Below are 14,905 nucleotides of genomic sequence, written 5' to 3'. Positions count from 1 at the left end.
CGCCGGTCATAGTATGACCGGCGTAACAACTTAGAAGTTATAACCTACCACCAGGTAGCCACCCCAGCCGGTGGAACGGACGTTGTAGTTGGTAAAGGCTAACTCAGCATCATCCGCCCATTGACCGCCATTGTGCCAGTAACGCGCTACGAGCGCGTAGTGGAAGTGATCGTAGTTCAGCGACAGGACGTGGCTGGACGCAATCGAGTTGTTGGTACGGGCTTTGTTGCCGTTCAGATCGCGGAAATCTTTGTCGCCCAGATCGGAACCCCAGTCAAAGTTGGTGAAGCCGATATAGTTCAGGTTGCCGCCCCACAGCGGGGTGATTGGCACAAAGTATTTCACTTTGAAACGGTAGCCGTCCCACTCGTTTTCGTTCGCCGCGCCGTAGTTCTGCCACTGGTATTTAGCATACACGTTCATGGACAGGCTCATCGGCAGACCGGTATCGATATCGGTGCCTAAACCCATGTACCAGGTGCTCTGACGGCCAGAGGCGTTACGGCCCATATCGTAAATATAGTTGTTAGCGAAATACCACTCTTTAAACGGACCGAACGCCAGGCTGGTGTCGGTCAGTTTGTCGATGGAGAAGCGCGGTTCGATTTCCATAAACAGCGGAGAACCGTGGTTCCAGATACCTTTGGCGTCGGTGTTGCCGCCGAAGAATACCGGCGCATCCACATAACCGTAGAAATCAAACCAGTCTTTTTTGGCGAAAGCCTCGTATTCCAGGTAGGTATCGTTGCGGATCAGGGGTCCGAAACGGGTGTGATAGCTGCCCACCACGTTGACGCTCTGGTGCCACCAGTCGGACAGGTATTCAGGTTTATTGGTTTCTTCCGCGCTGGAAGAGAAAGAAGCGGAAAGCGCCAGTGCCGCACCGGCAGCTAAAACAATTTTTTTCATGGTTATTGCCACTTTTAGATGAAATCCCCAACGGGAGATAAGGTATGTCGTGCTCTCCCAACGGCCTGAAGGGGAGATGTTATTCTGGTCACTATTATAGAAATCATTGCTCACAAAAATATGTGTTGTTTCACATTCCTGTCTTATGCGTAAACGATTGCGTTCACGTTTATACACATTCGGCAATGGATTCTATCTGAACATCGTTGTGATGAATAATAAAAAGCGGTTTTACATGTGAAAAAAGTAACAAGGCCGGGGTGACCCGGCCTGAGGGTTATTGCATGGCGGGAGCGTGCAGCGGCTGGATGTCGTGAATCCGCACAAAGCCCAGTTGGTCAGGCGTAATGCCGTTCAGCTTGACGGGAACAGACACATCGCTCGGCGCCAGAATGCTGGCAGGCGCGCTGAACTGCTGATTCTGGACGTCCACTTCCTGATAGTTTTCCGTGGAGCCTTGTAGCTGGCCCCATTCGATGGTGCCGGTAAACGCCGGGAACGGCGTGCTGGATTCGCCCTGAATGCGCAGCGTGGCGAGGGTTCCGCTGGCATCTGCCGTCACGTTCGCCAGCGACATTTTCATCATCCCCAACTGGCTGTTTAGCCGCGCCGGAGTATTGGCGCCGGGTAATAGATAAACGCCGCTTTGCGAACGGGCATTGAGCGCGTTTTGCTGGGTGATCTTAATGGTTTCTTGTTGCAGCTTGCCCATCTCTTTATTGAGCGTGCTGACGCTGTTGTGCATTTGGCGAACTTCACTTTGCGGTGCGCAGGCGGCGAGTAAAAACGGCGTAACGAGGAACAAAGATTGGTAAGCGGTTCTCATAGTGACGATCCTGTGTGTTTTTAATGCATTAATGCTAGCGCGCACGCATAAAAATTCCTTCATCCCTTGTCTCAAAAGCGCTTCATCTTTGTTGTACTGCCAGTTCAGGTTACACTAACCCTCAGTTAAATTATCTGTCAGGACGCGCTATGCATTGCCCATTCTGTTTCGCTGTGGATACCAAAGTCATTGACTCTCGTCTGGTGGGAGAAGGCTCGTCGGTGCGCCGTCGCCGTCAGTGCCTGGTGTGCCATGAACGCTTCACGACCTTTGAAGTGGCGGAACTGGTGATGCCCCGCGTAATCAAAAGTAATGACGTCCGCGAGCCGTTTAACGAAGACAAACTGAGAAGCGGCTTTCAGAAAGCGCTGGAGAAACGCCCGGTCAGCGCCGATGACGTTGAAATGGCGGTCAACCACATTAAATCGCAGCTGCGCGCCACCGGGGAGCGTGAAATCCCCAGCAAAATGATCGGCAATCTGGTCATGGAGCAGCTGAAAAAGCTCGATAAGGTCGCCTACATTCGCTTCGCTTCTGTGTATCGCAGTTTCGAAGACATCCGTGAATTCGGCGAAGAGATCGCCCGCTTGCAGGATTAAGCCTAATGCAGGATGAGATTTTCATGGCGCGTGCGCTGAAACTGGCGCAACGCGGTCGTTTTACCACGTCCCCTAATCCCAACGTCGGCTGCGTGATTGTGCGCGATGGCGAAATCGTGGGCGAAGGCTTTCACTATCGTGCCGGGGAGCCCCACGCTGAAGTGCATGCGCTGCGCATGGCGGGCGAAAAAGCCCGTGGCGCGACCGCGTATGTGACGCTTGAGCCGTGCAGCCATCACGGGCGCACGCCGCCGTGCTGCGAGGCGTTAATCGCTGCGGGCGTGAGCCGCGTGGTCGCCGCGATGCAGGATCCGAATCCGCAGGTAGCCGGGCGCGGGCTGTATCGCCTGAAGCAGGAAGGTATTGAGGTCAGCCACGGCCTGATGATGAATGAAGCCGAAGTCCTGAATAAAGGCTTCCTGAAGCGGATGCGCACTGGCTTCCCGTTTGTGCAGCTTAAGCTCGGCGCCTCCCTGGATGGCCGTACCGCCATGGCGAGCGGCGAAAGCCAGTGGATCACCTCTGCCGAATCACGTCGCGACGTGCAGCGCTTCCGGGCGCAAAGTAGCGCTATCCTTACCAGTAGCGCCACGGTGCTGGCGGATAACCCGTCGCTGACCGTGCGCTGGAAGGAATTAGACGCCGACACCCGGGCGCGGTATCCCGAAGACCAACTGCGGATGCCGACCCGCATCGTCATCGACTCGCAGAACCGGGTAACGCCTGAGCATAAAATTATCCACCAGCCGGGAGAAACCTGGCTGGCGCGCACCCGTCCTGACGATGCGCAATGGCCGGAAGGCGTGACCCAACTTCCGGTGCCGGAGCACAACGGGCATCTCGATCTGGTGGTGTTGATGATGCAGTTAGGCAAACGCCAGGTGAACACCCTTTGGGTGGAAGCCGGGGCCGAACTCTCCGGCGCGCTGTTACAGGCGGGCGTGGTAGACGAAATTGTGCTGTATATCGCGCCGAAGCTGTTAGGCAGCGACGCGCGCGGTTTATTTACCCTGCCAGGCCTTGAAAAGCTGGCGGATGCGCCCGCATTAACTTTCAGCGAGATACGTCCGGTTGGCCCGGATTTGTGTCTCCGGCTTACGCTGCAATAATGCCGAGTTTTAAAACGTAAGCAGCCCATAAAAAAACATGATAGAATCCGCCCCCCTGCGGGGCCACATAATGAACCCGTTAAGGAAGAGTATGAACGTTATCGAAGCTACTGTTGCTACCCCGGACGCTCGCGTCGCCATCACCATTGCGCGTTTTAACAACTTCATCAACGACAGCCTGCTGGACGGCGCTATCGACGCGCTGAAGCGTATCGGCCAGGTTAAAGATGAAAACATCACCGTGGTTTGGGTTCCGGGCGCTTATGAACTGCCGCTGGCGGCGGGCGCACTGGCGAAAACCGGCAAATACGATGCGGTGATCGCGCTGGGTACGGTGATCCGTGGCGGTACTGCGCACTTCGAATACGTTGCCGGCGGCGCCAGCAACGGCCTGGCGCACGTTGCCCAGGACAGCGAAATCCCGGTAGCGTTCGGCGTACTCACCACTGAAAGTATTGAACAAGCCATCGAACGCGCTGGCACAAAAGCCGGTAACAAAGGTGCTGAAGCAGCCCTTACCGCGCTTGAAATGATTAATGTATTGAAAGCCATCAAGGCCTGATTTTAAGGGGAATTCCGTGAAACCTGCTGCTCGTCGCCGCGCCCGTGAATGTGCCGTCCAGGCACTTTACTCCTGGCAGTTGTCCCAGAACGACATCGCTGATGTTGAATACCAGTTCCTGGCGGAACAGGACGTCAAAGACGTGGACGTGCTGTACTTTCGTGAACTGCTGGCCGGAGTGGCGACCAACAGCGCGTATCTCGATGGCCTGATGCAACCTTACCTGTCGCGTCTGCTCGACGAGCTGGGCCAGGTGGAAAAAGCGGTACTGCGTATTGCGCTGTATGAGCTTTCCAAGCGTCAGGATGTGCCTTATAAAGTTGCCATCAACGAAGCGATTGAGCTGGCGAAAACCTTCGGTGCTGAAGACAGTCACAAGTTCGTCAACGGCGTGCTGGACAAAGCCGCTCCGCAAATCCGCCCTAATCGCAAGTAAGCCAATCCTCTGGCCGGATGTTTATCCGGCCATTCTCTTTTTCTGCGAGGCATAACGCATGGCATGCGGCGAGTTTTCCCTTATTGCCCGTTATTTTGATCGCGTGAGAAGCTCTCGACGTGATGTGGAAACCGGTATCGGTGACGATTGCGCACTGCTGACGGTTCCGGAAAAACAAACGCTGGCAATAAGCACCGACACGCTGGTTAGCGGCATCCATTTTCTGCCGGATATCGATCCGCGCGATTTGGGCTACAAAGCGCTGGCGGTCAACCTCAGTGATTTAGCCGCAATGGGCGCTGATCCCGCGTGGTTGACGCTGGCATTAACCCTGCCGGACGTCGACGAAGCGTGGCTGGAAGCCTTTAGCGACAGTCTGTTTGAACTGTTAAATTATTATGATATGCAGCTGATTGGCGGCGACACCACCCGTGGGCCGCTTTCCATGACGCTGGGTATCCACGGCTTTGTGCCGAACGGTCGCGCCCTGAAGCGCTCCGGGGCCAAACCGGGCGACTGGATCTACGTCACCGGTACGCCGGGCGACAGCGCGGCGGGCCTGGCAATATTGCAGCAGCGCTTAACGGTGAAGAACATTACTCAGGCGAATTATCTGTTACAGCGCCATTTACGCCCCACGCCGCGCATTTTGCAGGGCCAGGCGCTGCGCGATATCGCCAGCAGCGCGATCGATCTCTCCGATGGGTTGATCTCTGACCTGGCGCATATTCTCAAGGCCAGCGACTGCGGCGCGAAAGTGGCGCTGGACGCGCTGCCGTTCTCGGATGCGCTGCGTGAAAACGTCAGCCCTGAACAGGCCGAGCGTTTTGCGCTAACCGGCGGTGAAGATTACGAACTGTGCTTTACCGTGCCGGAACTCAATCGCGGCGTGATTGACGTGGCGCTGGGCAGGCTGGGCGTTCCCTTTACCTGCATCGGGCAGATCACGGCGGATGTGGAAGGGCTGCACTTCACCCGCGACGGCGAGCCGGTTGAAATCACCGGCAATGGTCACGACCACTTTATTCGCGGTTAATCCGTTGATTCCCTCTCCTTAAGTGCAAGGAGAGGGAACGGCGTTATTTAAATCCCACCACCGGATGCGGCTGATAAGGCGTTTCCAGTTCGGCGATTTCGACATCGCTAAGCGTTAAATCCACGGCGCCCAGCAAATCATCCAGCTGCTCTTCGCGGGATGCGCCAATAATCGGCGCGGCAATCGCCGGTTTACTCAGCACCCAGGCCAGCGCCACCTGCGCCCGCGACACGCCTTTATCTTCAGCGATGGCGGCAACGCGTTCGGCGATTTTGGCGTCGTTCTCTTCGGTTTGTTGATACAGCGTTTTGCCGAATTCATCGGACACCAGCCGCGCGGTGGTTTCGCCCCACGGGCGCGTTAAGCGTCCGCGCGCCAGCGGGCTCCACGGGATCACCGCCACGCCTTCCTGAAGGCACAGCGGCAGCATGCCTTGCTCTTCCTCGCGGTTAATCAGATTGTAGTGATCCTGCATGGTGACGAAGCGCGCCCAGCCGTGTTGATCCTGCAACGCCAGCGCCTGGGCAAACTGCTCGCTGTGCATCGAGGACGCGCCGATATAGCGCGCTTTGCCGGACTTCACCACCTCGTTGAGCGCGTCGAGGGTCTCTTCAATCGGGGTGTTGTAGTCCCAGCGATGGATTTGCAGCAGGTCGACGTAATCCATTCCCAGACGTTGCAGGCTGTCGTCGATTGAACGCAGGATTTGCGCTCTGGAGAGACCCTCCGGCAGATCGCCGACCTGATGAAAGACTTTGGTGGCGACCACCACTTCATCCCGGCGGGCGAAATCTTTCAGGGCGCGGCCAAGGATCTCTTCGCTGCTGCCGTCGGAATAGCTGTTGGCGGTGTCGAAAAAGTTGATGCCTTTCTCTACGGCGTGTTTGATGATCAGGCGGCTGCTCTCTTCCGGCAACGTCCAGGCGTGCTTGCCCCGGTCCGGTTCGCCAAACGTCATACAGCCCAGGCAAAGACGGGATACCCTGAGATCGGTTTTTCCTAAATTATTGTATTGCATGCTTCCTCTCCTGCTTGCGGGTAACAAAGGTCATCCTTTAAGCATAGCAGGAGAGAAAAGGGGAGGGTGCGGCGCTTATCCCAGCCAGGCGCGGATTTTCGCTTCCATGCCGGCGGCGTTGAGGCCGATTTCGCCACGGGCTTCATCCTGGGTGCCCTGAGGAATAAAGAAGTCCGGCAGGCCGATATTCAGTACCGGCACCACTTTACGATGCGCCATCAGCACTTCATTCACGCCGCTGCCCGCGCCGCCCATAATGGCGTTCTCTTCGATGGTCACCAGCGAGTCGTGGCTGGCGGCCAGTTCGAGGATCAGCGCTTCATCCAGCGGTTTCACAAAACGCATATCCACCAGCGTAGCGTTCAGCGATTCCGCTACCGCGGCGGCGTCTGGCATCAGGGTGCCAAAATTCAGGATCGCGATTTTCTCGCCCTGGCGTTTCACCACGCCTTTGCCAATCGGCAGCATCTCCAGCGGGGTGAGCTCTACGCCCACCGCGTTGCCGCGCGGATAACGCACCGCCGTCGGGCCATCGCTGTAGTGATAGCCGGTATACAGCATCTGGCGGCATTCATTTTCGTCGCTCGGCGTCATGATCACCATCTCCGGGATGCAGCGCAGGAACGACAGATCGAACGCGCCCTGGTGAGTCTGTCCGTCTGCGCCAACAATGCCCGCGCGGTCAATGGCGAACATCACCGGCAGCTTCTGGATCGCCACATCGTGGATCACCTGGTCATAGGCGCGTTGCAGGAAGGTCGAATAAATCGCCACGATCGGCTTATAACCGCCAATCGCCAGCCCCGCCGCCAGGGTGACCGCATGCTGCTCGGCGATCGCCACGTCAAAATAGCGGTCCGGGAATTTACGCGAGAATTCCACCATGCCAGAGCCTTCGCGCATCGCCGGGGTGATCGCCATCAGCTTGCTGTCTTTGGCGGCGGTTTCACACAGCCAGTCGCCAAAGATTTTGGAATAGCTCGGCAAACCGCCGCTGCTTTTCGGCAGGCAACCGCTTTGCGGATCGAATTTCGGCACCGCGTGGAAGGTGATCGGATCTTTTTCCGCCGGTTCGTACCCCCGGCCTTTCTTGGTCATGATGTGCAGGAACTGCGGGCCTTTCAGATCGCGCATGTTTTTCAGGGTGTGCACCAGGCCCAGCACATCGTGACCGTCCACCGGCCCGATATAGTTAAAGCCCAGCTCTTCAAACAGCGTTCCCGGCACCACCATGCCTTTGATGTGTTCTTCCGTTCGCTTGATCAGCTCTTTGATCGGCGGCACGCCGGACAGCACTTTTTTGCCGCCTTCGCGCAGCGTTGAATAGAGCTTCCCGGAGAGCAGCTGCGCCAGATGGTTATTCAGCGCGCCGACGTTTTCCGAGATCGACATTTCGTTGTCGTTAAGGATCACCAGCATGTCGGGTTTGATATCGCCCGCGTGGTTCATGGCTTCGAAAGACATCCCGGCGGTGATCGCGCCGTCGCCAATCACGCATACGGTACGGCGGCCTTTATTCTCTTTGGCGGCAGCCACGGCGATGCCGATCCCGGCGCTGATTGAGGTGGACGAGTGGCCGACGCTCAGCACGTCATATTCGCTCTCGCCGCGCCACGGGAACGGGTGCAGCCCGCCTTTCTGGCGAATGGTGCCGATTTTGTCGCGCCGTCCGGTAAGGATCTTATGCGGATAAGCCTGATGGCCCACGTCCCAGATCAATCTGTCGAATGGCGTGTTATAGACGTAGTGCAGCGCGACCGTTAACTCAACGGCTCCCAGCCCCGAGGCAAAATGCCCGCTGGAGCGGCTCACGCTATCAAGCAAATAACGACGCAGTTCGTCGCACAGCTTCGGCAGATTCTCTTTCGGCAACAGGCGCAACTCTTGGGTCGAGTCCACCAGCGCCAGGGTTGGGTACTTTGAGATATCAAAACTCATCAGAGGCTCGTGGTAATTATGTTATTTGTCACGTTGGATGATGTAAGTCGCTAACGCTTCCAGTGTGCGGGTATCCATCTGTTTTAATGACAGTTCCCGAAGTGCGGCAAGGGCATCGTCGCACAGCGCCTGCGCTTTTTCACGGGCTTGCTCAAGGCCCAGCAGCGCAGGATAGGTGCTTTTCCCCAGGTGCTGGTCAGCCCCCTGGCGTTTACCCAGCGTGGCAGTATCCCCCACCACATCCAGAATGTCATCCTGAACCTGGAACGCCAGGCCGATACTTTCTGCGTAGCGGTCGAGGATCGGCAGCACATCGCGGCCCGGTTCACCGGCACACAGCGCGCCCATACGTACGGCGGCACGAATTAACGCGCCGGTTTTGTGACGGTGAATGCGCGCCAGCGCTTCCAGCGACACCTGTTTACCTTCGGCTTCCAGATCCAGCGCCTGGCCGCCGCACATCCCTGCCACGCCGCTGGCCATCGCCAGTTCGGAGACCAGACTGAGGCGGTCGGCTAAAGCCACGCCGGGCATGGGGGCATCACTCAGTATAGAGAACGCCAGCGTTTGCAGGGCGTCTCCGGCTAAAATTGCGCTCGCTTCGCCATATTTAATGTGGCAGGTCGGCTGGCCGCGACGTAAATCGTCGTCATCCATCGCCGGGAGATCGTCATGCATTAGCGAATAGGCGTGAATACATTCAATGGCCGCAGCGGGGGCATCCAGCGCCTGTGGAGCGACGCCAAACATCTCGCCGGTGGCGTACACCAGAAACGGGCGTAACCGCTTGCCGCCTAATAGTGTGCCGTAGTGCATGGTCTCAACCAGCGGAGTGTTCTGAAACGGCAGCGCGCTAATAAACTGGCGCAGCGCGTCGGTGGCCCGTTCCGCCTGGGCCTTCATGGTGGCGTGAAAATCCATTTATTCCGCATCCGGTTTGAAAGGAGAGAGCGGGGCGTCTTCATTTTCGGACAGCAGGATCTGCACGCGCTGTTCCGCCTGTTGCAGTTTGACCTGCCCCTGGCGTGCCAGCTGCACGCCCCGTTCGAATTCGTTAAGCGCCTCTTCCAGCGGCAATGCGCCACTTTCCAGACGGCTGACAATCTGCTCAAGCTCCTGCAACGCCGTCTCAAAGCTGGCGGGGAGTTCGTTTTTCTTCGGCATAGTGAATGTCTGACTCTATCGTTATGGAATCATTTCCATGGTAGCGGACTCAAAATGATTAGCAAATGACGCTGAATGGGTTGGTTATGTGCGCAGTCTCACAGCGATGGTGATATACTCTCGCGCTCACGATGCAAGCGCGATTGTTGCCTTGCGGTACTTCTCTCAATGCCCTCGGGGCTTGCCAACGAACCATTGCCGCCATGAAGTTTATCATTAAATTGTTCCCGGAAATCACAATTAAAAGCCAATCTGTGCGTTTGCGCTTTATTAAAATCCTGACCGGAAACATCCGTAACGTACTCAAACATTACGACGAAAACCTCGCCGTTGTCCGCCACTGGGACCATATCGTGGTCCGCGCCAAAGATGAAAACCAGCGTATTGAGATCCGCGACGCGCTCACCCGCATCCCCGGTATTCACCATATTCTGGAAGTCGAAGATACGCCGTTCACCAGCCTGCACGATATTTTCGAGCAAACCCTGGCGGCATGGCGCGACCAGCTGGAAGGCAAAACGTTTTGCGTGCGCGTAAAACGCCGCGGCAAGCACGAGTTTAGCTCTATTGAGGTCGAGCGCTACGTCGGCGGCGGTCTGAATCAGCATATCGAATCCGCGAAAGTGAAGCTGACGCACCCGGACATCACCGTCAATCTGGAGATTGAAGACGATCGCCTGCTGCTGGTGAAAGGCCGTTACGAAGGCCAGGGCGGCTTCCCGATTGGCACCCAGGAAGACGTGCTGTCATTGATTTCCGGCGGGTTCGACTCCGGCGTTTCCAGCTATATGCTGATGCGTCGCGGCTGCCGCGTACACTACTGCTTCTTTAACCTCGGCGGCGCGGCGCATGAAATCGGCGTCCGCCAGGTGGCGCACTATTTGTGGAACCGTTTTGGCAGCTCGCACCGCGTGCGTTTCGTGGCGATTAACTTCGAACCGGTGGTGGGCGAAATTCTCGAAAAAGTTGATGACGGCCAGATGGGCGTGGTGCTGAAGCGCATGATGATCCGCGCGGCCTCCCGCGTCGCAGAGCGTTACGGCGTTCAGGCGCTGGTGACCGGCGAAGCGCTGGGCCAGGTCTCCAGCCAGACCCTGACCAACCTGCGGTTGATCGACAACGTCTCCGACACCCTGGTGCTGCGTCCGCTGATCGCCCATGACAAAGAGCACATTATCGATCTGGCGCGTAAAATCGGCACCGAAGACTTTGCCCGCACCATGCCGGAATACTGCGGCGTGATTTCGAAAAGCCCGACCGTGAAAGCGGTGAAGGCGAAGATCGAAGCGGAAGAAGCTAACTTTGACTTTACGATCCTCGACCAGGTGGTGGAAGCGGCGACTAACGTGGATATCCGCGACATCGCCACACAAACCCAGCAGGACGTGGTGGAAGTGGAAACCGTCACCGGGTTTGGCCCGAATGACGTGATCCTGGATATCCGTTCGGTTGATGAGCAGGACGACAAACCGCTGAAGGTAGAGGGTATCGACGTGGTGTCTTTGCCGTTCTACAAACTGAGCACCAAATTCGGCGATCTGGACCAGAACAAAACCTGGCTGCTGTGGTGCGAGCGCGGCGTGATGAGCCGCCTGCAGGCGCTGTATCTGCGTGAGCAGGGCTTTAACAACGTCAAAGTGTATCGCCCGTAATCCCGCCTCAATGAAAAATGCCGGTCATCACGACCGGCATTTTTTTATCTTTCGCGGAACGCCTCGGCGCGGGCGCGCAGAATCGGCTTCATCAGGTATTCAAGGATCGTTTTCTTACCGGTGATGATATCCACCGACGCCACCATGCCCGGAATAATCAGCAGCGGCTTTTCATTGCTGCCCAGATGGTTTTTATCGGTGCGCAGGCGGATCACGTAGAAGCTGTTGCCCTCTTTATCGGTCACCGTGTCCGGGCTGATCTGTTCCAGCTTGCCTTTCAGCCCGCCGTAGATGGTGTAGTCATAGGCAGAAAACTTCACCACCGCTTCCTGGCCCGGATGCAAAAACGCGATATCCTTCGGACGGATTTTCGCTTCCACCAGCAGGCTGTCATCCAGCGGAACGATCTCCACCAGGTCGTTGCCCGGCTGGATCACGCCGCCGATGGTGTTCACCAGCATCTGCTGGACGATGCCGCGCACCGGCGACGTCACCAGGGTACGGTTGACCCGGTCTTCAATCGCCTTGCCGGAGGCTTCCAGCTTGCTGAGATCGGTGCGCGCTTCGTTTAGCTGCGCCAGCGCTTCGCTGCGGTAGCGGCCACGGGTTTCCGCCACCTTGCTTTCAATCTCGTTGATCGCCGCCTGGGCGCGCGGAATGGCTAACGCCACCGAATCCAGCTGTCCACGGGTTTCCACCTCGGAGCGCCGCAAACGCAGCACTTCGACTTTGGATATCGCCCCTTTAGCCACCAGCGGTTCGGACATGTTGATCTCCTGCTGAAGCAGGCCAAGGCTGTTGCGGTACTGCACTTTCTTGGCTTCGAAATCCAGCAGCTCCTGTTTCTTCTGGATCAACTGCTCATCCAGCCCGGCGATTTCGCTCTGGATGCGCTTTTTCATACTGGCGAACAGCTCCAGTTCGCCCTGGGCGATATCCGGCGCGCGCTTCTGGATGTCGTCGGAAATCGTCAGGCTCTCGGCGTCGTTTAGCTGGGCGGTCAGCCGCTGAATACGGGCTTCCAGCGCCATGCGGTCGGCTTCGGTTTCGCCTGCGTTGGATTTAAAACGCGTATCGTCGAGACGCAGCAGCGGCGCGCCCGCCTGGACCACTTCGCCTTCGCGGGCATACACTTCCGCCACGATGCCGCCTTCCAGGTTCTGGATTTTTTGCAGGCGCGAGGAGGGGATAGCTTTGCCTTCGCCGCGCGTCACTTCGTCAATATCCGCCAGCGAGGCCCAGGTAATGGCGGCGATAAAAAACGCCAGAATCGCCCACAGCGTCAGGCGCACCACGCGCGGCGTGTCGTCCAGCAGCGCTTTGTTCACTTCGCTGGTGGTGAACTGATTGCTGTGTTTGTCGCCCAGCAGCCAGCGATTCAGGCGGCGTAACCCCTCAGCGATTCGCATGGATCTGCCCCTTTTTCAACGCACTCATCACGGTCTCTTTCGGGCCATCGGCAATGATTTTGCCGTTATCGAGAATAATTAACCGGTCCACCAGCGCCAGCATCGAGGCGCGGTGGGTCACCAGCAGCACGGTTTTATCACTGATGATGGGCGCAAGCGCCTTCTTGATCAGGTCTTCGCTGGTGTTGTCCATGGAGCTGGTTGGCTCGTCCATCAGTAACACCGGCGGATCGAGCAGCAGCGAGCGGGCGAGGGTGATCGCCTGGCGCTGGCCGCCGGAGAGATTCATCCCGCGTTCGCCCACCTGCATGTTGTAGCCGGAAGGGTGGCGGCGCGCGAATTCATGGACTCCGGTGGCTTCGGCGACCCGCAGCATGGTTTCGTCGTCCACGTAGCTGGCGCCGCACAGCAGGTTGTCGCGCAGCGTCCCGTTGAACAGGTGGATGTCCTGCGGGGCATAGCCGATGTTATGGCGTAAATCGTGCACATCGATCTGGCGCGCGTCGATGCCGTCGATCAGCACGCTGCCTTCGTCCGGCTGGTAAAAGCCCACCAGCAGCTTCGCCAGCGAGCTTTTACCGGAGCCGCTGCGGCCAATGATGCCGATTTTTTCGCCTGGCGTAACGGTCAGGGAAATCGTATTCAGCGACGCCTGCTGGCTTCCGGGGTAGCGGAACGTCACGTTGCGAAACTCAATCGCGCCGGTCAGGGTTTCGCGCTTCAGCGGCACTTCGCCCTGCTGCACTTCCTGCTCCAGCTCCATCATGCCGTCGATGGTGTGCTTAGTCATTTTGGCGCGCTGATAACGGGTGATCAGGCTGCACAGCTGGCCGACAGGCAACATGGCGCGGCGGTTAAGCAGGTAGCAGGCGATCAGCCCGCCCATGCTCAGATGGCTGTTGATAATCAGATACACGCCGCCGACGATCATTATCACGCCGCAGGCCTGTTGCAGCCAGTGGGTGAAATTCACCGCCACATAAGAGAGGGACTTTACCCGCAGCTCCAGCTTGCTGAGGCTGCCGATGATGTGTTCCCACTGGTACTGGCGTTCGCTCTGGGCGTTATTCAGCTTGATGGCGTCCAGCCCGCTCAGGGTTTCAACCAGCATCGCCTGGCGTTCGCTGGATAACGTAAAGGTTTTCTGGATGGTGGCGATCAGCGGGCGCTGGATCAGCCAGTTCACCAGCATGGCGACCGGATAAGCCAGCAGCGGGATAAACACCAGCGGCCCGCCGATAACCCCTACCACCGCCAGGATCAGCAGGGTAAACGGGAAGTCAATCAGCGCGGTCAGCGTCAGCGATGAGAGGAAATCGCGCAGCGACTGATAGTCCTGGAAATTCTGCGCGAAGCTGCCGACGCGCGGCGGGCGCAATTTCATCTTCATGCCCAACAACCGCTCAAACAGCGCCGCCGACACGATCAGATCGGTTTTCTTACCGGCAATATCCAGGCAGATGCTGCGCAAGATTTTCAGGATCAGATCGAACACGTAGGCGATGGTGATGCCGATCGCCAGCACCCACAGTGTGGCAGTGGCCTGATTAGGCACCACGCGATCGTAGACGTTCATGACAAACAGCGGCGAGCACAGGGCGATCAGGTTGATCAGGAAACTCGCGACCACCGCATCAAGATACAGGAATTTCGATAGCTTCAGGGTATCCTGGAACCAGGCTTTGGTGCGTGGAATCAATGCTGTCGGCTGGCTGTCGAATTCATGTTTCGGCTGAATAAAAACGGCTTTGCCTGCGTAGAGTTTTTCCAGCTCGGCAATCTCCAGCGTGATAGCGCCGCCTTGTTTCGCCAGGCATCAGCCGGGCCTTATCGCCCTCCAGCGCCGTCAGCACCGCCGCCTGGCCGTTATGTAATACCAGGATCGCGGGGAGCGACAGCGCCGTGATTTTCGTCACCGGGCGTTGGATCACCCGGGCTTTTAATCCGGCACGCTGCGCGGCGCGCGGCACGGTGCTCAGCGTCAGGCAACTGGACTGCAACGGCAGACCGGCGGTCAACACATTGCGGCTGGTAATAATACCGTGCAATTTGCAGACAACCATCAGGCAATCCAGCAGCGGATCGTCATGATTGAGTCTTGGGTCGTGACGGAACGTCTCGTCAGACGAGAGATCCTGAATATCAGTAATGTCGTTGATCAGTGCCATATATGCCGTACCTGATGACAGGCAAAGTAAGAAGCGCTATTTCATCCGCAACAGATGAAATAGCGCCTGGTTCAATGGG

Annotated in this window: 13 protein-coding genes and 1 pseudogene; 6 read left to right on the top strand and 8 right to left on the bottom strand. The window is 57.4% G+C overall.

Features of this window, described 5'->3' with window-relative positions; translation table 11 throughout:
- Positions 1-30: 30 nt before the first annotated feature.
- On the bottom strand, positions 31-909 hold the full coding sequence (locus tag GV764_RS21030; protein WP_161661963.1) for a nucleoside-specific channel-forming protein Tsx: 879 nt from the start codon (positions 907-909) through the stop codon (positions 31-33).
- 277 nt (positions 910-1,186) lie between these two features.
- On the bottom strand, positions 1,187-1,735 hold the full coding sequence (locus tag GV764_RS21025) for a SadB/YajI family lipoprotein (RefSeq protein ID WP_161661961.1): 549 nt from the start codon (positions 1,733-1,735) through the stop codon (positions 1,187-1,189).
- Between the two features lie 149 nt (positions 1,736-1,884).
- Between GV764_RS21025 and nrdR the strand changes: the two genes are divergently transcribed.
- From nrdR to thiL, 5 genes are all read left to right on the top strand, one after another.
- Positions 1,885-2,334 carry a transcriptional regulator NrdR gene (gene nrdR, locus GV764_RS21020; RefSeq protein WP_125294040.1) on the top strand — a complete coding sequence of 150 codons (450 nt, stop codon included), beginning with the start codon at positions 1,885-1,887 and terminating at the stop codon, positions 2,332-2,334.
- A gap of 5 nt (positions 2,335-2,339) precedes the next feature.
- Entirely contained in the window at positions 2,340-3,443 is a 1,104-nt protein-coding gene (gene ribD, locus GV764_RS21015; RefSeq protein ID WP_161661959.1) for a bifunctional diaminohydroxyphosphoribosylaminopyrimidine deaminase/5-amino-6-(5-phosphoribosylamino)uracil reductase RibD, read from the top strand.
- A gap of 91 nt (positions 3,444-3,534) precedes the next feature.
- A complete protein-coding gene (gene ribH, locus GV764_RS21010; protein ID WP_161661957.1) occupies positions 3,535-4,005 on the top strand; it encodes a 6,7-dimethyl-8-ribityllumazine synthase in 471 nt (156 codons plus the stop codon).
- 16 nt (positions 4,006-4,021) lie between these two features.
- Positions 4,022-4,441, top strand: coding sequence for a transcription antitermination factor NusB (gene nusB / locus GV764_RS21005; RefSeq protein ID WP_161661955.1), 420 nt, complete (start codon positions 4,022-4,024; stop codon positions 4,439-4,441).
- A gap of 58 nt (positions 4,442-4,499) precedes the next feature.
- Complete coding sequence (gene thiL / locus GV764_RS21000) at positions 4,500-5,477, top strand: thiamine-phosphate kinase (RefSeq protein WP_161661953.1); 978 nt, start codon at positions 4,500-4,502, stop codon at positions 5,475-5,477.
- 43 nt (positions 5,478-5,520) lie between these two features.
- On the opposite strand, the gene GV764_RS20995 is transcribed toward thiL, so the two are convergent.
- The 4 genes from GV764_RS20995 to xseB all read right to left on the bottom strand — a co-directional run bounded on the left by GV764_RS20995 (position 5,521) and on the right by xseB (position 9,597).
- The gene (locus GV764_RS20995) at positions 5,521-6,495 is read right to left on the bottom strand and encodes an aldo/keto reductase (RefSeq protein WP_144130084.1); all 975 of its coding nucleotides are present in this window, start codon (positions 6,493-6,495) and stop codon (positions 5,521-5,523) included.
- Positions 6,496-6,570: 75 nt separating this feature from the next.
- A complete protein-coding gene (gene dxs / locus GV764_RS20990) occupies positions 6,571-8,433 on the bottom strand; it encodes a 1-deoxy-D-xylulose-5-phosphate synthase (protein ID WP_161661951.1) in 1,863 nt (620 codons plus the stop codon).
- 21 nt (positions 8,434-8,454) lie between these two features.
- Positions 8,455-9,354 carry a (2E,6E)-farnesyl diphosphate synthase gene (gene ispA / locus GV764_RS20985; protein ID WP_161661949.1) on the bottom strand — a complete coding sequence of 300 codons (900 nt, stop codon included), beginning with the start codon at positions 9,352-9,354 and terminating at the stop codon, positions 8,455-8,457.
- Entirely contained in the window at positions 9,355-9,597 is a 243-nt protein-coding gene (gene xseB, locus GV764_RS20980) for an exodeoxyribonuclease VII small subunit (protein ID WP_125294048.1), read from the bottom strand.
- Positions 9,598-9,800: 203 nt separating this feature from the next.
- Here xseB and thiI point away from each other — a divergent pair, with 203 nt between their 5' ends.
- Entirely contained in the window at positions 9,801-11,249 is a 1,449-nt protein-coding gene (gene thiI / locus GV764_RS20975) for a tRNA uracil 4-sulfurtransferase ThiI (RefSeq protein ID WP_161661947.1), read from the top strand.
- Between the two features lie 44 nt (positions 11,250-11,293).
- Here the strand turns inward: thiI and GV764_RS20970 are convergent, their stop codons facing one another.
- A complete protein-coding gene (locus GV764_RS20970) occupies positions 11,294-12,658 on the bottom strand; it encodes an HlyD family type I secretion periplasmic adaptor subunit (protein ID WP_161661946.1) in 1,365 nt (454 codons plus the stop codon).
- Positions 12,645-14,826: pseudogene (locus GV764_RS20965) on the bottom strand (type I secretion system permease/ATPase). The gene GV764_RS20970 and the pseudogene GV764_RS20965 overlap by 14 nt, the downstream one beginning before the upstream one ends.
- Between the last annotated feature and the right edge of the window lie 79 nt (positions 14,827-14,905).

Source organism: Atlantibacter hermannii, from assembly GCF_009907385.1.
Taxonomy (GTDB): Bacteria; Pseudomonadota; Gammaproteobacteria; order Enterobacterales; family Enterobacteriaceae; genus Atlantibacter; species Atlantibacter hermannii_A.
The sequence above is the reverse complement of the archived record's forward strand: the minus strand, read 5'-3'. Positions and strand labels throughout refer to the sequence as shown.

Excerpts from the sequence above, each read along its gene's own strand:
- nrdR (WP_125294040.1), top strand. The coding sequence starts at position 1,885 with ATGCATTGCCCATTCTGTTTCGCTGTGGATACCAAAGTCATTGACTCT.
- xseB (WP_125294048.1), bottom strand. The coding sequence starts at position 9,597 with ATGCCGAAGAAAAACGAACTCCCCGCCAGCTTTGAGACGGCGTTGCAG.
- GV764_RS21025 (WP_161661961.1), bottom strand. The coding sequence starts at position 1,735 with ATGAGAACCGCTTACCAATCTTTGTTCCTCGTTACGCCGTTTTTACTC.
- ispA (WP_161661949.1), bottom strand. The coding sequence starts at position 9,354 with ATGGATTTTCACGCCACCATGAAGGCCCAGGCGGAACGGGCCACCGAC.
- GV764_RS20995 (WP_144130084.1), bottom strand. The coding sequence starts at position 6,495 with ATGCAATACAATAATTTAGGAAAAACCGATCTCAGGGTATCCCGTCTT.
- GV764_RS21030 (WP_161661963.1), bottom strand. The coding sequence starts at position 909 with ATGAAAAAAATTGTTTTAGCTGCCGGTGCGGCACTGGCGCTTTCCGCT.
- thiL (WP_161661953.1), top strand. The coding sequence starts at position 4,500 with ATGGCATGCGGCGAGTTTTCCCTTATTGCCCGTTATTTTGATCGCGTG.
- ribH (WP_161661957.1), top strand. The coding sequence starts at position 3,535 with ATGAACGTTATCGAAGCTACTGTTGCTACCCCGGACGCTCGCGTCGCC.
- dxs (WP_161661951.1), bottom strand. The coding sequence starts at position 8,433 with ATGAGTTTTGATATCTCAAAGTACCCAACCCTGGCGCTGGTGGACTCG.
- GV764_RS20970 (WP_161661946.1), bottom strand. The coding sequence starts at position 12,658 with ATGCGAATCGCTGAGGGGTTACGCCGCCTGAATCGCTGGCTGCTGGGC.
- ribD (WP_161661959.1), top strand. The coding sequence starts at position 2,340 with ATGCAGGATGAGATTTTCATGGCGCGTGCGCTGAAACTGGCGCAACGC.
- thiI (WP_161661947.1), top strand. The coding sequence starts at position 9,801 with ATGAAGTTTATCATTAAATTGTTCCCGGAAATCACAATTAAAAGCCAA.